At 53.7% G+C, this 15,289-nt stretch carries 14 protein-coding genes; 9 read left to right on the plus strand and 5 right to left on the minus strand.

What is annotated here, in order from left to right:
* The first annotated feature begins 162 nt into the window (after nt 1-162).
* Nucleotides 163-1,767: an extracellular solute-binding protein gene (locus tag IAE55_RS19615; protein ID WP_234489708.1), complete on the plus strand. Its 1,605-nt coding sequence runs from the start codon at nt 163-165 to the stop codon at nt 1,765-1,767.
* Nucleotides 1,768-2,025: 258 nt separating this feature from the next.
* Entirely contained in the window at nt 2,026-3,114 is a 1,089-nt protein-coding gene (locus tag IAE55_RS19620) for a Gfo/Idh/MocA family protein (RefSeq protein ID WP_200633643.1), read from the plus strand.
* A 90-nt stretch (nt 3,115-3,204) separates the two neighbouring features.
* Here IAE55_RS19620 and IAE55_RS19625 read toward each other — a convergent pair whose 3' ends face one another.
* The 3 genes from IAE55_RS19625 to IAE55_RS33890 are packed head-to-tail and all read right to left on the minus strand — an operon-like array spanning nt 3,205 to nt 4,864.
* Nucleotides 3,205-4,323 (minus strand): DUF4179 domain-containing protein, encoded by a 1,119-nt coding sequence (locus IAE55_RS19625; RefSeq protein WP_200633644.1) that lies wholly within the window; start codon nt 4,321-4,323, stop codon nt 3,205-3,207.
* Entirely contained in the window at nt 4,320-4,508 is a 189-nt protein-coding gene (locus tag IAE55_RS33885; protein ID WP_234489709.1) for an RNA polymerase sigma factor, read from the minus strand. The genes IAE55_RS19625 and IAE55_RS33885 overlap by 4 nt, the downstream gene beginning before the upstream one ends.
* Nucleotides 4,484-4,864, minus strand: a complete 381-nt coding sequence (locus IAE55_RS33890) for an RNA polymerase sigma factor (RefSeq protein WP_234489710.1) — start codon at nt 4,862-4,864, stop codon at nt 4,484-4,486. The genes IAE55_RS33885 and IAE55_RS33890 overlap by 25 nt, the downstream gene beginning before the upstream one ends.
* Before the next feature lie 172 nt (nt 4,865-5,036).
* Between IAE55_RS33890 and katA the strand changes: the two genes are divergently transcribed.
* Nucleotides 5,037-6,497, plus strand: coding sequence for a catalase KatA (gene katA, locus IAE55_RS19635; protein WP_105443860.1), 1,461 nt, complete (start codon nt 5,037-5,039; stop codon nt 6,495-6,497).
* Nucleotides 6,498-7,000: 503 nt separating this feature from the next.
* Here katA and IAE55_RS19640 read toward each other — a convergent pair.
* Nucleotides 7,001-7,984: a bile acid:sodium symporter family protein gene (locus IAE55_RS19640; RefSeq protein WP_200633645.1), complete on the minus strand. Its 984-nt coding sequence runs from the start codon at nt 7,982-7,984 to the stop codon at nt 7,001-7,003.
* Nucleotides 7,985-8,242: 258 nt separating this feature from the next.
* Between IAE55_RS19640 and IAE55_RS19645 the strand changes: the two genes are divergently transcribed.
* The 4 genes from IAE55_RS19645 (at nt 8,243) to IAE55_RS19660 (ending at nt 12,933) form a co-directional block, all read left to right on the plus strand.
* Nucleotides 8,243-9,244 carry a LacI family DNA-binding transcriptional regulator gene (locus IAE55_RS19645; protein WP_200633646.1) on the plus strand — a complete coding sequence of 334 codons (1,002 nt, stop codon included), beginning with the start codon at nt 8,243-8,245 and terminating at the stop codon, nt 9,242-9,244.
* A gap of 326 nt (nt 9,245-9,570) precedes the next feature.
* Complete coding sequence (locus tag IAE55_RS19650; RefSeq protein ID WP_145156549.1) at nt 9,571-10,929, plus strand: MFS transporter; 1,359 nt, start codon at nt 9,571-9,573, stop codon at nt 10,927-10,929.
* Nucleotides 10,930-10,952: 23 nt separating this feature from the next.
* On the plus strand, nt 10,953-11,798 hold the full coding sequence (locus IAE55_RS19655) for a sugar phosphate isomerase/epimerase family protein (protein WP_145156550.1): 846 nt from the start codon (nt 10,953-10,955) through the stop codon (nt 11,796-11,798).
* A 40-nt stretch (nt 11,799-11,838) separates the two neighbouring features.
* Nucleotides 11,839-12,933, plus strand: coding sequence for a Gfo/Idh/MocA family protein (locus IAE55_RS19660; protein ID WP_200633647.1), 1,095 nt, complete (start codon nt 11,839-11,841; stop codon nt 12,931-12,933).
* Nucleotides 12,934-13,010: 77 nt separating this feature from the next.
* Here IAE55_RS19660 and IAE55_RS19665 read toward each other — a convergent pair whose 3' ends face one another.
* Entirely contained in the window at nt 13,011-13,781 is a 771-nt protein-coding gene (locus IAE55_RS19665) for an SDR family NAD(P)-dependent oxidoreductase (protein ID WP_200633648.1), read from the minus strand.
* A gap of 149 nt (nt 13,782-13,930) precedes the next feature.
* Between IAE55_RS19665 and IAE55_RS19670 the strand changes: the two genes are divergently transcribed.
* Complete coding sequence (locus tag IAE55_RS19670; protein WP_145156553.1) at nt 13,931-14,515, plus strand: TetR family transcriptional regulator; 585 nt, start codon at nt 13,931-13,933, stop codon at nt 14,513-14,515.
* A 54-nt stretch (nt 14,516-14,569) separates the two neighbouring features.
* Complete coding sequence (locus tag IAE55_RS19675) at nt 14,570-15,214, plus strand: alpha/beta hydrolase (RefSeq protein WP_200633649.1); 645 nt, start codon at nt 14,570-14,572, stop codon at nt 15,212-15,214.
* Nucleotides 15,215-15,289: the final 75 nt, after the last annotated feature.

Here is a 15,289-nt window from a genome sequence, read left to right on the forward strand (position 1 = left end):
CCCATGGTCGATTGACGTGACACTTTGATATAGCGTTTAGTCGCAGAAACATCAGTGTACACAGGATATGGATTAGAGCAGATTTTTATTGTTTTCGATATGTAAAATCAAGAAAAAAACAGCCATTCGCCTGTATGTAACCGGCGATTGGCTGTTTTTGTGTTGGATCAACATGTGAAAAGAGCGGAGCGCTGCATCCAGGTTCCGCTAACCGCTTTGGCTGGTGCTCTGAAGCCAATGCCTTTTGCGGTAGGCACCCGGCGTGATGCCGGTCACCTTTTTAAAGGTCCGGTTGAAAGAGGTGATATTGAGCTGACCTTTTTCACAGGCAAGTCGCCGACCAACGGCAGCAAATTTGAAGATACGCTGATTTGGAAAACGTACAGCCAAATGTCGAATGTCCAGGTGAAGTTCAATCTGGTGCCGTTTGAAACGCTGACCGAGAAGAGGAACCTGGCGCTGGCGGGAGGCGACTATCCGGACGTCTTTTATTCGGCGCGCGTCGGATCGGCTGAGCTCGCCCGGTACGGGCAGGAGGGCGTCTTCATCCCGTTAAACGACCTGATCGATAAATATGCGCCCAATTTCAAAAAGCTGATGGATAAATATCCGGACATCCGCAAAGGGTTGACGATGCCGGACGGCAACATTTATTCGCTTCCGTCCTTTTATGACCCGGACCTTTTCTCCATGCTGATCGGTACGCCGCTGTGGATCAACCAGGATTGGCTGAAGAAGCTGGGGATGGAGGAACCGCAGACGACCGAGGAATTTTACAAGTACCTGCAGGCGGTCAAGGCGACGGACCTGAACGGGAACGGCAAGCATGACGAGATTCCGTTCAGCGCCGGCGGCGTCACGGCACTGATCGACCACATGAAAGGAGTCTGGGGGCTCGGTACCAGCGGCCTTGGGCATAAGCTGGTGGATGTGGACCCTGGGACAGGCAAGCTTCGTTTTATCAAAACCCTGCCGAAGTACAAAGAGGTGCTGCAGTTTATAAGCAAGCTCTATAAGGAGGGGCTGATCGATCCCGAAATATTTACGATCGAGGGCAGCGCCTTGAACGCCAAGGGTCAAGCCGGTCTGCTCGGTTCAACAGTGGTGCCGAACCCTGAAACCGTGATGGGGCGCAAGGAATTTACGGGACTCGGAGCCTTGAAAGGGCCGCATGGTGACCAGCTGTATGCCCATGTCAAAGTTCCGATGGTGCATGTCGGCGCTTTTGCCATTACCAATAAAGATCCGTATCCGGAAGCCACGATCCGCTGGATGGATTACTTCTACAGCGATGAAGGCGCCAAGCTGTATTTCATGGGCAAGGAAGGGGAGACGTATACCAGTGACGCGAGCGGCAATTTGAAATACGTGGACGAAATCACGAACAATCCGGACGGGCTGACCCAGGACCAGGTATTGGCCAAATACTTCACCTGGCTGGGTGGAAGCTATCCCGGCTTCGTGACGGAAAAGTATTTCAAAGGGTCGGAGACGCTCCCGAATTCCATGGCCGCGGCCGAAAAAGCCAAGCCTTACGCGGTGAAGAACATCCTGTATAACTTTAACTATACGCCGGAGGAGACGGAGGTCATGTCTTCTATCGGCAAGGACATTGAGGATTACACCACGGAAATGGAAGCAAAATTCATTAACGGCTCCGCGTCTTTCGATCAGTGGGACGGGTACGTCAATAACTTAAAGAAAATGGGACTGGACCAGTACATGTCCGTGTATCAGGCGGCTTATGATCGGTATCAGGCGGAATAAATCATCATACGAAGCTTGGAATTCTTCCGGGAACAATGATGACAGGTACACAAGAAAAAATAGTTCCATCCTCATCGGGGAAGAACCGGCCAACGGCCGGTTCTTTCTTCTGACTATCGGCGGATTGTCAATGATCAGGGCCAGTGCTAAGGTAGTTATTATCCAAGGGAGAAGCGGGCGATATCCGCGATTCGTTCATGGCTGTCGCTCATGGTACTGCCGCCTTCGGGCTGCTCTCAATAAAAAGGAGGTGTTGTTATGGGAAGGCCTGCAACTTTCGGCATTATCGGTGGCGGTGGATTTCGGGCCCAATATTTTTTAAGAATTGCGCAAGCGCTTCCAGAGAAATTCCAGGTCACGGGAATGGTGGTCCGGGACGCAGCCAAAGGCCAGGCGATGGAGCGCCAGTGGCAGGTGGCCGCATATAGGACGCTTGAACAGCTGTTGACCGGCCCGCAGCCGGATTTCATGGTTGTATCCGTCAGCGCATCGGCTTGCGCGGAGTATTTGATTCAGCTTGCGGACCATGGCATTCCCGCATTGGCGGAAACGCCTCCTGCACCTGATTTGGACGGGCTGATCAGGCTGCATGACCAGCTGACACGCCGTGGTGCGCGGGTGCAGGTCGCCGAGCAGTATCCGTTCCATCCGATGAATCAAGCTAGAATGGCTATCATTCGGGAAGGGCTGCTCGGGAACGTAACCCAGGCAACCGTATCGATTTCACACTTTTACCACGGAGCCGCCCTGCTTCGGAAGATGCTCGGTATTGGATTTGAAGACGTCCGCGTTCGGGCAATGCGGTTTGAGTCCGACTGGGTGGCAGGACCTACCCGGAGCGGACCGCCGCCGGAAGAACAGATCGTGACGTCCCGGCGAGATTTGGCCTGGCTGGATTTCGGCGGCAAGCTCGGGATCTACGATTTCACCGCGGAGCAGCATCGTTCCTGGATCCGCTCGAACCACCTGTCGGTTCGGGGGGAGCGGGGCGAAATATTCGATGACCGGCTGACGGTCCTGAAGGACTTCCGTACGCCGCTTTATTTGAACTTCAAGCGAATCAATAAGGGTGAGCTCGAGAATCAAGAAGGGTACTTTCTGGAGGGGATCATGGCAGGAGAACGGTGGGTGTATAACAATCCGTTTGCTCCTGCAAGGCTGTACGACGACGAAATCGCGATTGCCTGCTGCCTGCAGCAAATGGCTGTCTACGCTGCGGGCGGGCCCAGTTTCTACAGTCTCTCTGATGCTTCGCAGGATCATTATTTAGGCATGCTCATGCAGCAGGCGATTCAGTCTGGAGAAACTGTCGTTTCTCCACGCCAAGTTTGGTCAGGAGATGAGTAGATGAAGATCCCGATGCCCGAGCCCGGATCATAAGGCAGCAGACTAAAAAACCGGGAATATATCGCGGTTTTTTAGTCTTCATTACAGCCATCATTTGATTTTCAGTTCAACGACGGGCAGATCCTTTAGCGGTTTGGGGGCACCTGTGTCCGAATCGATGTACATCTTCAGCACAAGCGAGCGGGGCTTGTCGAGCATGCTGCTGCTGAATATTTGCTGGAAGCCCTCGTCGGTCCCGTTTCCGGCTACCGGACTCAGCTGCACAGCCCTTCCATTTCTGTTAGTGGAGACGATGGTCATGTAACGGAGCTTGTCTCGAATGGATTGCTTTGTTTTGAAGTCCAATTCGCTGCCGTTATCGATCGCGAAGGTGGTTCGCGTCATCAGCGGAGATATTTCCATTTTGGAGAGAACAACCTTACGGCCGTCGATGCTTATGGACCGGTCAGGCTGCATCACAACGGTCGGCGTCTTTTCAAATTTTGGTTCTAAATCAACGTTAATTTTCATACGGTCGGAATAAAGGAAGTCCGTAGCGGCCGCTCTGGTTTTGGGGTCGCCCAGCTTCCCGGGATTTACGGAGGTCACCTGAAGATCGACCTCGATGTGGCTCGGAAAAGGCTGGCTTCGGTCAAGCATCACCGTGCTCAGAGCGGAGAAGCTGTGTACGTCTCCGTTGCTGATCTGCAGCTCAGCATTCAGAGGCCTGCCTGAATTCAAATCGGTCACTTTGACGCTGTTCACCGCTTTGATTTCATGGCTGGACTCTGCCGTTGCCGTGTAAAGCAGCAGCATCTTGTTCTCGTCTGCTGTGACGGCATCGAGTGTAATTCGGTAAAGACCGGAGGAAACCGACTTGTTGACGATTTGGATGTAATCGTTGCGTACTGCGGATTCGAGTGTCGCATGGTCCACGTCTTTGGTGGATAGGGCCCTGTACCTTTCCAATGCGCCCCAACTCATATCCTTCGCCGTATGCGGTGCAGGAATGCCGATCGGGCCGCCCTGCCACCATCTGGCACCCAGCAGCACGGCCAGCACCACTGCAGCGACGGCATAGGGCAGGAAACGCCGCTTCCGCGAAGCCGATCTATTCGCGAACCCGCGCCGGGTCGCCTCGGTAGCTTCCGTGTCGCCGATTTGCATCCTTTCCCGCCGGAGCTGCGCCGCGTCGGCAAGCAGGGCTTGTTCTTCAGGGTTCGTGTTCATTCCCAATCCCTCCGATTCTTCATCCATTTGCGGAGCTGGCCAAGCCCCTTATGCTGCCACGTTTTGACCGTGCCTTCCGGTTTGCCGAGAACCGCGGCGATTTCCGTGAGCGTCAGGTCGTTGTAGTATTTCAGGATCAGCACATGGCGGTATTTCGGCTTCACCTTTTCCAGCAGGGGACCCATGTCGACCTTATCGTGGTTGAACGCTTTGAATGCTCATGAGGCTGGCTAATCTCCTCAAGCTGCTCATCCACGGTAGGAACGGCCCGCTTCCGGCGCCGCTGCTCATCGATGCATACATAAATGAGAATGCGGATGAGCCAAGCCTTCAGCGCCCTGCCGTCTTTCAGCGTCGAGCGTTTGACCCATGCCCTGCACGTCATTTCCTGCAGCGCCTCCAAGGCATCATGACGATTGCGCAAATAGCTGTAAGCGATGTTCAGCAGCGTTTCCCGGTGCTCCATGATGGCGTCATAAACATCGGTTTCTACTCCGGCTTGACCCATGCTAACCTTTTTCATTTCTGCGTGAGAGCCCAAGCGGGCAGCCCTCCTTTCTTTGTCTCTGTGGTACAGACGGACCAACGTTTCAAACGGTTTTAAAAATCTTATTTATAATTATTCTAAATAAATATTGACTTTAAATTGATAAGTGTTATCATTTGTTTATGAGGTTTTTTGATGATCATTTTACGAAAAAGGTGGAGAGCTAATGAGTACAAATCATTCCGATTCCAATAAACTGACAACGAGCTGGGGAGCCCCGGTTGGGGACAACCAAAATTCCATCACGGCCGGACATCGCGGTCCTACCCTGATTCAAGATGTTCACCTGCTGGAGAAATTAGCCCACTTTAATCGCGAGAGAGTTCCTGAGCGTGTCGTTCATGCGAAAGGTGCCGGAGCACACGGTTATTTCGAAGTGACCAACGACATGTCTAAATATACCAAAGCGAAGCTGTTCCATGACAAGGGCAAGCGAACCGACCTCTTTATCCGGTTTTCGACCGTTGCGGGAGAACTTGGCTCCGCAGACACCGTCCGCGACCCGCGCGGATTTGCTGTAAAGTTCTACACTGAAGAAGGCAATTACGATATCGTCGGCAACAACACGCCGATCTTTTTCATTCGCGACGCGATCAAATTCCCGGACTTTATCCATACTCAAAAGCGCGATCCGAGAACGCACCTTAAAAATCCGAACGCCGTATGGGATTTCTGGTCCTTATCTCCTGAATCGCTGCACCAGGTTACTTACCTGATGGGCGACCGCGGCATTCCGGCGACGCTGCGTCATATGCACGGTTTCGGCAGCCATACATTCAAATGGGTCAACGAGCAGGGTGAAGCCGTGTGGATCAAGTACCATTTTAAAACAGACCAAGGCGTGAAGAACCTGGATCCGGATCTGGCGGCAAAGCTGGCAGGTGAAAATCCCGACTACCATACTCAGGACCTGCAGCAGGCGATCGAAGCAGGGGACTATCCGTCCTGGACGCTGTATGTTCAGATCATGCCGCTGGAGGACGCAAATACGTACCGGTTCGATCCGTTTGACGTGACGAAGACGTGGTCCCAGAAGGATTATCCGTTAATCGAGGTTGGGAAAATGGTGCTTGACCGGAATCCGGAAAACTATTTTGCCGAAGTGGAGCAGGCCACGTTCTCTCCGGGCAACCTCGTTCCCGGCGTTGAACCGTCCCCGGACAAAATGCTGCAGGGCCGCCTGTTCGCTTATGCGGATGCGCACCGTTACCGTGTAGGGGCGAACCACAACCAGCTGCCGATCAACCGTCCGAAGGTACCGGTCAACAACTATCAGCGCGACGGATACATGAATTCGGGTACGAACGGCGGCGGATCGGTCTATTACGAACCTAACAGCTTCAACGGACCGAAGGAAGATCCGCATGCCCGGATCACTCCGTTCGAGGTTGACGGCTATGCTGCACAAACGGCTTACGATCACGATGATCACTATACGCAAGCCGGGGACTTGTACCGCTTGATGAGCGAAGAAGAGAAGGCCCGCCTCATCAGGACCATCGTGGAAGCGATGAAGCCGGTAGAGCTGGAGGAAATTAAGCTGCGCCAGATCTCCCATTTCTACAAAGCGGATCCGGATTACGGAACCCGCGTTGCCGAAGGTTTGGGCTTAACCGTCCAAGCGTAAAGCGGCGGCAGCGGTTTTGCCCCTTAAGGGCGGCAGCCGCATGGATCGAGGCGTGCGAACAAATGAAAGGGAGGGTGATCCGGCATGATGCTTCAGCCAAGTGTATGCCCCATGTGCCACCAGCCGATCAAAAATTTGAAGCATACGATCATTTGCGGCTGCGGGAGCAAAATCAAAACCAAAATCAAATTCAAGTAACAAGAAGAAGCTTACCCTTCACGTCAAGGGTGAGCTTCTTTTTTTGATATAAATATTCGTTCTTCTAGCTCCCGCAGGAAATACCCCGCCAAATTGCTGTCCGGCTTCCTTGATTCCTTGATGCGGCAAGGACTGATAAACGGCTGGTTGCAAAAAAGAGGTCGTATGTTTATATTAAAACACACCACTTTATGATCGAAATGATAAGGTAAGGTCTACACGTAATTCTGAAAAGCCACAAAACGAAAAAAATCCCGTACAGTCGAATGACTGCACAGGATCGTTGTGCTTCTCCTACAGGATGCTTACAGGGCGCGAGTTTGCGTTTTTCCTGATTCTTCCCGCTGGATACGCAGCTGCGTGCGGCGACCGAGCAAGAGTCCGACCAGAGACGCCATCATCTGCTGGAAGACCATACCCAGAACGACGGGAACGGCGACCGGCGCGGGAAAATAGGCGACGGCCAGGACGGCGCCCGCGCTGATGTTGCGCATCCCGCCGTTGAAGACGAGGGCGACCTGCTCCGGCTCGCTCCAGCCCATCAGGGCGGAGATCGCGAAGCTCAGCAGGTACCCGGCCGCGGCCAAAAAGACGATAACCGCAGCCATGCCGACCAGCCGGGGGCTGATGTCGGACAGATAGGGAGCGACCACGGAGCCGTTGATCATGATGACCAGCGCCATGGCCAGTTTGGAGAACGGGTTGAGGCGCGGTCCCCAGACCGGAACGATGGCGCCTTTGCTCCATTCGTTCAAGGCCATGCCGAGCAGGGAAGGGACCACGATCATGCCGAACAGGCTGCTGATCATCGGCAGGATGTCCATATGAACGCTCGTTCCGATCAGCAGCGACAGAATGCCCGGAACGGCGAAAGGCGCGATCAGCGTGTCGACCAGGATGATGGACAATGTCAGCGCGATATGGCCCTTGTACAGGCTTACCCATACGAAGCTGCTGACCCCCGTAGGGATGACGGCGGCAAGCACAAGCCCGGTGATCGTATAAGCATCGAGCGGGAATAGAACCTTGCCCGTGCCGAGGGCGACCAGCGGCATGATCACATGCAAAACGAGCAGGCAGGCGAAGAGCGGCAGCGGCCTTTTCATGACACTGAGAAAATCCTTGAAGCTTAAGCTGATGCTTCCGGCAAATGTCATAAAAGCAAACAGCCAGGGAGACATGAACGTATACGAAGACAGCAAACCTCCGCATAAGACGCCGATGACGATGCTGGCCGGCGTAATCAAAGGCATGATTCGGTTGAGTCGGGCATTCAGCGATTGCAGCATAAGCAGTCCGTCCTTATGTTTTCGTATTCATACATTATACATGGCATGGCAGTATTGAAAAAGGCTGAATCTGCCAAGATGGGCACAGGCGAGCTGTTTGATTTCGGCATCAGGTCTCCTGATAAAGGGTATCCCGTGTACAGCGTTTTCTATGAAAATATGGAGCTTCAGCCAACCATGTAATTGGAATTGGCTTTGAAATCTATGATAAAATGAAAGATAAACCCATTTGTACGGAGTAAAGGAGCGGCCTATTATATGAGACCCATACAGTTCGTGGCCAAGACGGCCGGCGTGTCCGTTGCGACCGTGTCCCGGGTGCTGAACAACAGTCCCCTCGTCAAGGAATCGACGCGCAAGAAAGTGATGGAAACGATCAGAGCGCTGGAGTATGAGCCCAATTCCCTCGGCAGGGAATTAAGAAGAGCGGAGACGCGCCGCATTATGGTGCTGACTCCGAGCCTCGTCTTTCCAATTATGGCGGACGTGTATAAGGGCATACAGGATGTAGCTCAGAAGAACGGATATCAGGTGCTGGTCTGCGCCTCCGAGGACGACCATGATAAGGAAGAAGAACTGCTGCAGATGCTCAAGAAAAAAATCGTCGACGGCGTCATCATCGTGGCCTCCACCTTGAGCGCGGAGGAGCTGGATCAGCTGGCGAAAGATTACAGCATCGTGCAGTGCTCGGAATATGAGCAGGTGCAGCACGCTTACAGCGTTTCGGTCGACAATGAGCAGGCAGCTTATGATGCGGTGTCCCACCTCCTGTCTTTGGGTCACCGGCGAATTGCCATGGTTAAAGGGGGAAACGCGAAGAGTTCTTCCGCCGCCCGGGAGCAGGGGTACCGGCGAGCGCTGGAATCGGCGGGGATCGAGGTGCGCCAAGAGTGGATCAGGGAGAGCGACTACGAGTACCAAAACGGGTACGACCTTGCCGTCGAATGGCTTCAAGCTGCGGAGCATCCGACCGCCATTTTCTGCTCCAGCGACGCTACAGCCATCGGCTGCGTCAATGGGGCGTTATCGCTGGGCAAATCGGTGCCGGATGACGTCGCCGTCGTCGGATTCGACGATACGGTGGAATCGCTGATGAGCCGGCCGCCTATCACGACGGTACGCCAGCCCAAGTATGATCTCGGCCGTGCCGCCATGGAGGCGCTCCTGCAAAGCTTGCGCGGAGAAGCGGGCGAGAACAAGACGATCCTGCTGCCTCATGAAATCGTCATTCGGGAGTCGACGGCAAAGCGCTCCCGCTGACAGGTGAAAAATGGGGGTTGCGCTCTTCCGAGAAATCGCTTACAATATCGCTTAAAGAAACGGTTACCAAGCAGCCGTTTTTTTAAAACCGCTGAAATGTAATGCGTTACATTTCTGGATCCGGATTCGCGCGAATCAAAGGTACCGCTTAGCAAAACCAACCAGTAAGGCCAATATCTCTTTTTCATACCTTAAAATGTAACGCATTACATTTTGCCGGAGGAAGGGTGATTTTCCGGATTCGCCCGGGGGAAGAAAGCAAGCATGTTCATCAGGATAGGAAACCGAGAAACCGCATTGTAAAACACAAAAAGTGGTGATGAGACATGGCTCAAGCGGCGGGAAAGCTGTCCTTAAGCGAAAAAATCAGTTACGGCTTTGGAGACTTGGCGTCCAACTTCGTCTGGGGGATGACGACAAGCTATCTGCTCTATTTTTACACGAATGTGTACGGCCTGGCCGCCACGGCCATCGGCACCTTGTTTCTGATTACAAGAATTCTTGACGCGGTGATCGACCCGGTGATCGGGGTCATGATCGACAAGACCAGCAGCCGGTTCGGCAAGGCGCGGCCGTTCATTCTCTTTTTGACGATTCCGTTCGCCATCTTCAGCGTCTTAACGTTCATTACGCCGGATTGGTCGGAAGGCGGGAAGCTGATCTACGCCTATTTGACCTACCTGATTCTTGGGATCCTGTATTCCGGTGTCAACCTTCCTTACGGCGCACTGATGCCGATGATGACCAAGGATCCGGAGGAGAAAAACCAGCTCAGCAGCTTCCGGATCATGGGGATGGCCATTGGGGCCATCGCGGTATCGGCGCTCACCAACCCGCTGGTGAAATGGATCGGCGGCGGGAACGACCGCTTGGGGTTCCCGGTTACGATGGGCATTTTCACGGTCGTCGCCGTCGTGATGTTTTATGTGGTGTTTCTCAAATGTAAAGAACGGTTCTCGGAGAGCGCCGAGAAAACCAAAGAGTTTAACACGCTCACATCGGCCAAGCATATGTTTGGCAATCAGCCTTGGGTGATGATCGCCCTGAACTCCCTCTTCATGTTTCTGCGGATCGGCGTCGTGTTCGGCGTGCTGGTGTATTTCGTTCAGTACGTTCTGGGCCAGCCCGAAATGATCCCGCTGTACCTGACACTCGCGAATGTCGCCAACTTTGTCGGAGGCGCACTCGCCCCGTTTGTACTCAGAAGGCTTGGTAAGCGTAACGGCAGCATCTTGGCCTTGACTGGCGCCGTGCTGCTGTACGGATTGCTGTTTTTCCTGGAAAGCAGTCCGCCATTTCTGTATCTCGTCATTTTCTTTATTGCCAACATTGGCATCGGCATTAACAGTCCGGCCAACTTCTCCATGCTCGCCGATACGGTGGATTACCATGAATGGAAGTTCGGCCACCGGTCCGAAGGCATGCTGTATTCGGCATACAGCTTCGCCACCAAGTTCGGCATTGCCGTCGGCGGCTCCGTTGTCGCTTATGCACTTGGTTTCGCCGGATATGATCCCGATGCGGTTTCGCTGCAGGCGACCGATATGATCCGCGTCCTGTTCTACCTGGGACCGATCCTACTCACCATTCTGCAAATCGGTTGTCTGGTGCTGTATAAGCTGGACAAGGAGCACAAGCAGATTGTTCAAGATTTGGACCTGCGCACATCGTCGGTCAAAGCCTAAATTTTATAGAGGAGTGATTTCACATGATTCAAATTCCAGTTGGTCTGCAGCTGTTTTCGGTACGGGAAGCGCTGGCTAAAGATTTTGCCGGGACGCTGCAAAGCATAGCGGATATCGGATACAAAAACATCGAGTTCGCGTTTCATAACATCCGGGAAGACGGCACGTTCGAGGTCGACTACACGGCGGCGGAGCTGAAGGCCATGATGGACAAGCTGGACCTGCAGGTGGTCACGAGCCACGTGGCCTATCATCCGAATCTGGATCTGGATGCGGTCATTCGGTATAACGCGGAGATCGGAAGCAAGGGCATCGTTATGCCGTGCGCCTTTTTCCGTGACCGGGAGGATGCGGTGGAATTGGCCAAATGGCTCAATGCGTCCGGACGCAAGTCCAAAGAAGCCGGCATTCAGTTCTACTTCCATAACCATTTTCATGAGTTTCAGGAGTTTGATGGCCAGACCATTATGGACATTCTGCTGGAGCATACCGATCCGGAGCTGGTTCAGATTGAATTCGACACGTTCTGGGCGCTGCGCGGCGGCGTGGATCCCATCGCTTTTATGGACAAGTACGGCAGCCGGATCGGGCTTCTTCACCAGAAGGACCTTGCCCCGTCGGCCAGTCCGGTGAATCTGCTGGAGAAGGTTTCAGGACATCTTACCGATGAAGTGGTGTTCTCAGCCGCAAACCAGGAGGATTTCACCGAGATCGGCGCAGGCGTCATGGACATTCCGTCGATTCTGAAAAAAGCGGAACAGCTTGGGACGGTTCAATACATCATCGTCGAACAGGATCAGACCGTAAAAGGCGAGCTGGCCAGCGTTAAGGAAAGCTTCGACAACATCCAGCGGCTGCTGGCACAGTAAGGCAGAACTTCGGATAGACAACCAACAGGGAGGGAACCAGATGACTACTTTGAAAATCGGCATTATCGGATGCGGCGGGATCGCCAAGGGCAAGCATTTGCCCGCGCTGGCCAAGCAGCGCCACAAGGCGGAAATGACGGCGTTTTGCGACATCGAGCTGGATCGCGCGGAGCTTGCGGCCAAGGAGTATGGAATGGAAGAAGCCAAGGTATATACGGATTATAAGGAGCTGCTCAAGGACCCGTCGATCGACGTGGTGCATGTGCTTACCCCGAACAGCACGCATGCCGTCATTACGGTCGCCGCGCTGGAAGCCGGCAAGCATGTCATGTGCGAAAAACCGATGGCGATGAATACCGCCGAGGCGCAGCAAATGCTGGATGCTGCGAAGCGCACGGGCAAAAAGCTGACGATTGGCTACCAGAACCGGTTCCGTTCGGATTCGAGAGCGCTATATACGGCATGTGAACAAGGGGATCTTGGCGAGGTTTATTTTGCAAAGGCGCATGCCATCCGCAGACGCGGCGTTCCGACATGGGGCGTGTTTATGGATATCGAAAAGCAGGGCGGCGGCCCGCTGATTGACATCGGCACGCATGCCTTGGATCTGGCTCTATGGACCATGGACAACTATAAGCCGAAGCTCGTCGTCGGGTCTGCGTTCCATAAGCTGAAGGATAAGATGGACGGCAACATGTTCGGCCCATGGAATCCGGAAGAGTTCAAGGTGGAGGATTCGGCCTTTGGCTTCATTAAGATGGAAAATGGAGCGACGATTACGCTGGAAGCTTCGTGGGCGCTGAACATGATCAACGCAAAAGAAGCGCAGGTCACCCTGTGCGGTACCGAAGGCGGGGCCGAAATGTTCGGCGACGCCTGGGATAACAAAGGCACGGTGACATTTAACCATACGCGGTATGGGCAGCTGGTCGAAACGAGCACTTCTGTAGGGGGCGGCATCGCCTTTTATGAAGGAGAATCGCTGAACGCCGGCGAACTGGAGGCGAAGCAGTGGATCGATGCCATTCTGGAAGATCGGGAGCCGCTGGTCAAGCCGGAGCAGGCGCTTGTGGTGACGCAGATCCTCGAGGCCATCTACAAATCGTCGGAGACCGGCAATGCGATCACATTGTAATCACCTATATATATGAAGAGAACTGCCTGTCCTCCGCGATGTGGACAGGCAGTTCTTCGTTTGTTGGGGAAGGGACGTCAGATTAACATGCCTCCGGAAACCTCGATTCGCTGCGCGTTCACCCAGCGGTTGTCTTCGGAGAGGAGGGAAGCAATCATCGGCCCGACGTCATCCGGAACTCCGGCGCGTCCAAGCGCCGTCATGCCGGCGATCTGCTGATTCAGCTCGGCGTTGTCGCGTACCATGCCGCCGCTGAAGTCGGTCGCGATCGCTCCGGGTGCCACCGTATTGACGGCGATGCGGCGCTCGCCGAGCTCCTTGGCCAGGTACCGGGTAAGCACCTCGACCGCACCCTTCATCGAGGCATAAGCGGCGCTTCCCGGGATGCTCATGCGCGTCAGCCCCGAGGAGATGTTAACGATGCGCCCGCCATCGTTAATGAGGGGAAGCAGCTTTTGCGTCAGGAAAAAGACGCCCTTGAAGTGGACGTTGTACAGCTGGTCCAGTTCTTCTTCGGTTGTCTGCTCGATGGAGTTGTGATGCGAGGTTCCGGCATTGTTAACCAGGTAATCGAACCGCTTCGCCCCAAGCTCCGCCAAGACTTGGCGGACGTTCTGGGCGAAACCGTCAAAGGAAGAGGTGTCTGCCGTGTTCAGCTGCAGGGCGACAGCTTCCTGCCCCAGATCCCGGACAGACTGGACGACTTGCTGCGCTTCGGTTTCATTGGTGTGATAGGTAAAGATCGAATCGACGCCGCGTTTGGCAAGCTGAAGAATCGTATTGCGGCCCAGACCGCGGCTTCCGCCGGTCACGAGTGCGATTTTATGATCAGAGGTTTGTACAGTCATTCAAAGGACCTTCTTTCCATTGATTTTTCCAGCGATCAGGTTTACTAACTAACTGGTTAGTTCATAATATATAACTAACTAACCGGTTTGTCAATGGCTTAAAAATCGTGATATAGTAAATCCTATGCAAAAACACGGGAGGAACCACTATGCGTAACGCCGAAGCTACGAAAGAGAAAATACTGGAGGCGGCCATGGCCGAGTTCTCCGCCTACGGAATTGCCGGCGCCCGGGTGGACCGGATCGCCAAGATGGCGAAGTGCAACAAGAACATGATCTATATTTATTTTGAAAATAAAGAGCAGCTCTTCTCGACCGTGCTGGAAATGCATTTGACGAGGGTGTACGAGGAGTTTGCCTTTACTCCGGAAGATCTTCCGGGGTATGCCGCGCGGGTTTTTGATTTTATGATGGCCAATCCCGACCTGATGCGGCTGATGACATGGTTTACGCTGGAGCAGAAGACGGAGCAGCTGGATCAGAGGAAGGAAGCCCATAACCGCAAGATTGCGGAGCTGGCGAAAGCACAGGAGGCCGGGCACATCGGAACGGATTTTTCCCCGGCGTTTCTTCTGACCAGCATCATGGTTCTGGCCACGGCCTGGATGCCGACCAACCCGTTTGGTCCATCGATCGATCCGGCCAGTGCCGGCAAAACTGATGAACTTCGGGAAGCGATCATGAGGGCGGTCGGACGGTTGGCAGGCGAACCTGCATCTAAGGAAAATCGCTAATCTAGATAGAAAAGTGAACCCTCATTAGATATGTCTGAAAAGGGAGGTTTATGGATGAAGATCATGGCAGACAGCGTGCAAGGTTATAAGGACAGGGAAATATCCTATACCTTATTGTCTAAAGCAGAATCCAACTCCAGCGGCTTGGCGATCATTTTTCCGGGACAGGGGTACACCGCACAGGCGCCTCTTTTGTACTACTCCATGGGGATTTATCTGAACCAAAACTACGATGTGCTGCAGGTGAACTATCAGTATAATGATCCGTTCTACCGGGAGTTCGGCTTTGATGAGATCGCCGAAGCGATCCGCACCGATGTCGGAGCCGTGATCGACCATGTGCTGCAGAACGCATCCTACGACGACTACATTCTGATCGGCAAGTCCATTGGAACGATTGCGCTTGGGTTTGAGGTGCAGCGTGATCTGTTCCGAAAGGCCAAGGTCATCTGGTTTACTCCCCTGCTGGGCAGAGATTTCGTCTGGAACGCGATGATGCACAGTAAGCAGAGAAGCCTATGCTTCATCGGCGACAACGACAGCTGCTATATCGAGGAGAGATTTCAGCAGCTTCGGGCAAATCCGAATCTGCTGCTGCGCTTGATCCCCGGCGTGAATCACGGCCTGGAATACGAAACCGATCTTTTTGCGTCGATGGACGTGTTAAAACAGGTGATGAAGGAAGTCGAAGCATTTTAGTTCGGTATTTCGTTCAAGCCCGCTCTTGGAGCGGGTTTTTTGTTTGCTTAAAAAAGTGGCTTGCACCTGACGCGG

The sequence above is a fragment of the Paenibacillus sp. S28 genome (assembly GCF_016624415.1).
GTDB lineage: Bacteria > Bacillota > Bacilli > Paenibacillales > Paenibacillaceae > Paenibacillus_AQ > Paenibacillus_AQ favisporus.

Excerpts from the sequence above, each read along its gene's own strand:
- IAE55_RS19655 (WP_145156550.1), top strand. The coding sequence starts at position 10,953 with ATGATTCAAATTCCAGTTGGTCTGCAGCTGTTTTCGGTACGGGAAGCG.
- IAE55_RS19620 (WP_200633643.1), top strand. The coding sequence starts at position 2,026 with ATGGGAAGGCCTGCAACTTTCGGCATTATCGGTGGCGGTGGATTTCGG.
- IAE55_RS19670 (WP_145156553.1), top strand. The coding sequence starts at position 13,931 with ATGCGTAACGCCGAAGCTACGAAAGAGAAAATACTGGAGGCGGCCATG.
- IAE55_RS19650 (WP_145156549.1), top strand. The coding sequence starts at position 9,571 with ATGGCTCAAGCGGCGGGAAAGCTGTCCTTAAGCGAAAAAATCAGTTAC.
- IAE55_RS19645 (WP_200633646.1), top strand. The coding sequence starts at position 8,243 with ATGAGACCCATACAGTTCGTGGCCAAGACGGCCGGCGTGTCCGTTGCG.
- katA (WP_105443860.1), top strand. The coding sequence starts at position 5,037 with ATGAGTACAAATCATTCCGATTCCAATAAACTGACAACGAGCTGGGGA.
- IAE55_RS33885 (WP_234489709.1), bottom strand. The coding sequence starts at position 4,508 with ATGGGTCCCCTGCTGGAAAAGGTGAAGCCGAAATACCGCCATGTGCTG.
- IAE55_RS19665 (WP_200633648.1), bottom strand. The coding sequence starts at position 13,781 with ATGACTGTACAAACCTCTGATCATAAAATCGCACTCGTGACCGGCGGA.
- IAE55_RS19660 (WP_200633647.1), top strand. The coding sequence starts at position 11,839 with ATGACTACTTTGAAAATCGGCATTATCGGATGCGGCGGGATCGCCAAG.
- IAE55_RS19625 (WP_200633644.1), bottom strand. The coding sequence starts at position 4,323 with ATGAACACGAACCCTGAAGAACAAGCCCTGCTTGCCGACGCGGCGCAG.
- IAE55_RS19640 (WP_200633645.1), bottom strand. The coding sequence starts at position 7,984 with ATGCTGCAATCGCTGAATGCCCGACTCAACCGAATCATGCCTTTGATT.
- IAE55_RS19675 (WP_200633649.1), top strand. The coding sequence starts at position 14,570 with ATGAAGATCATGGCAGACAGCGTGCAAGGTTATAAGGACAGGGAAATA.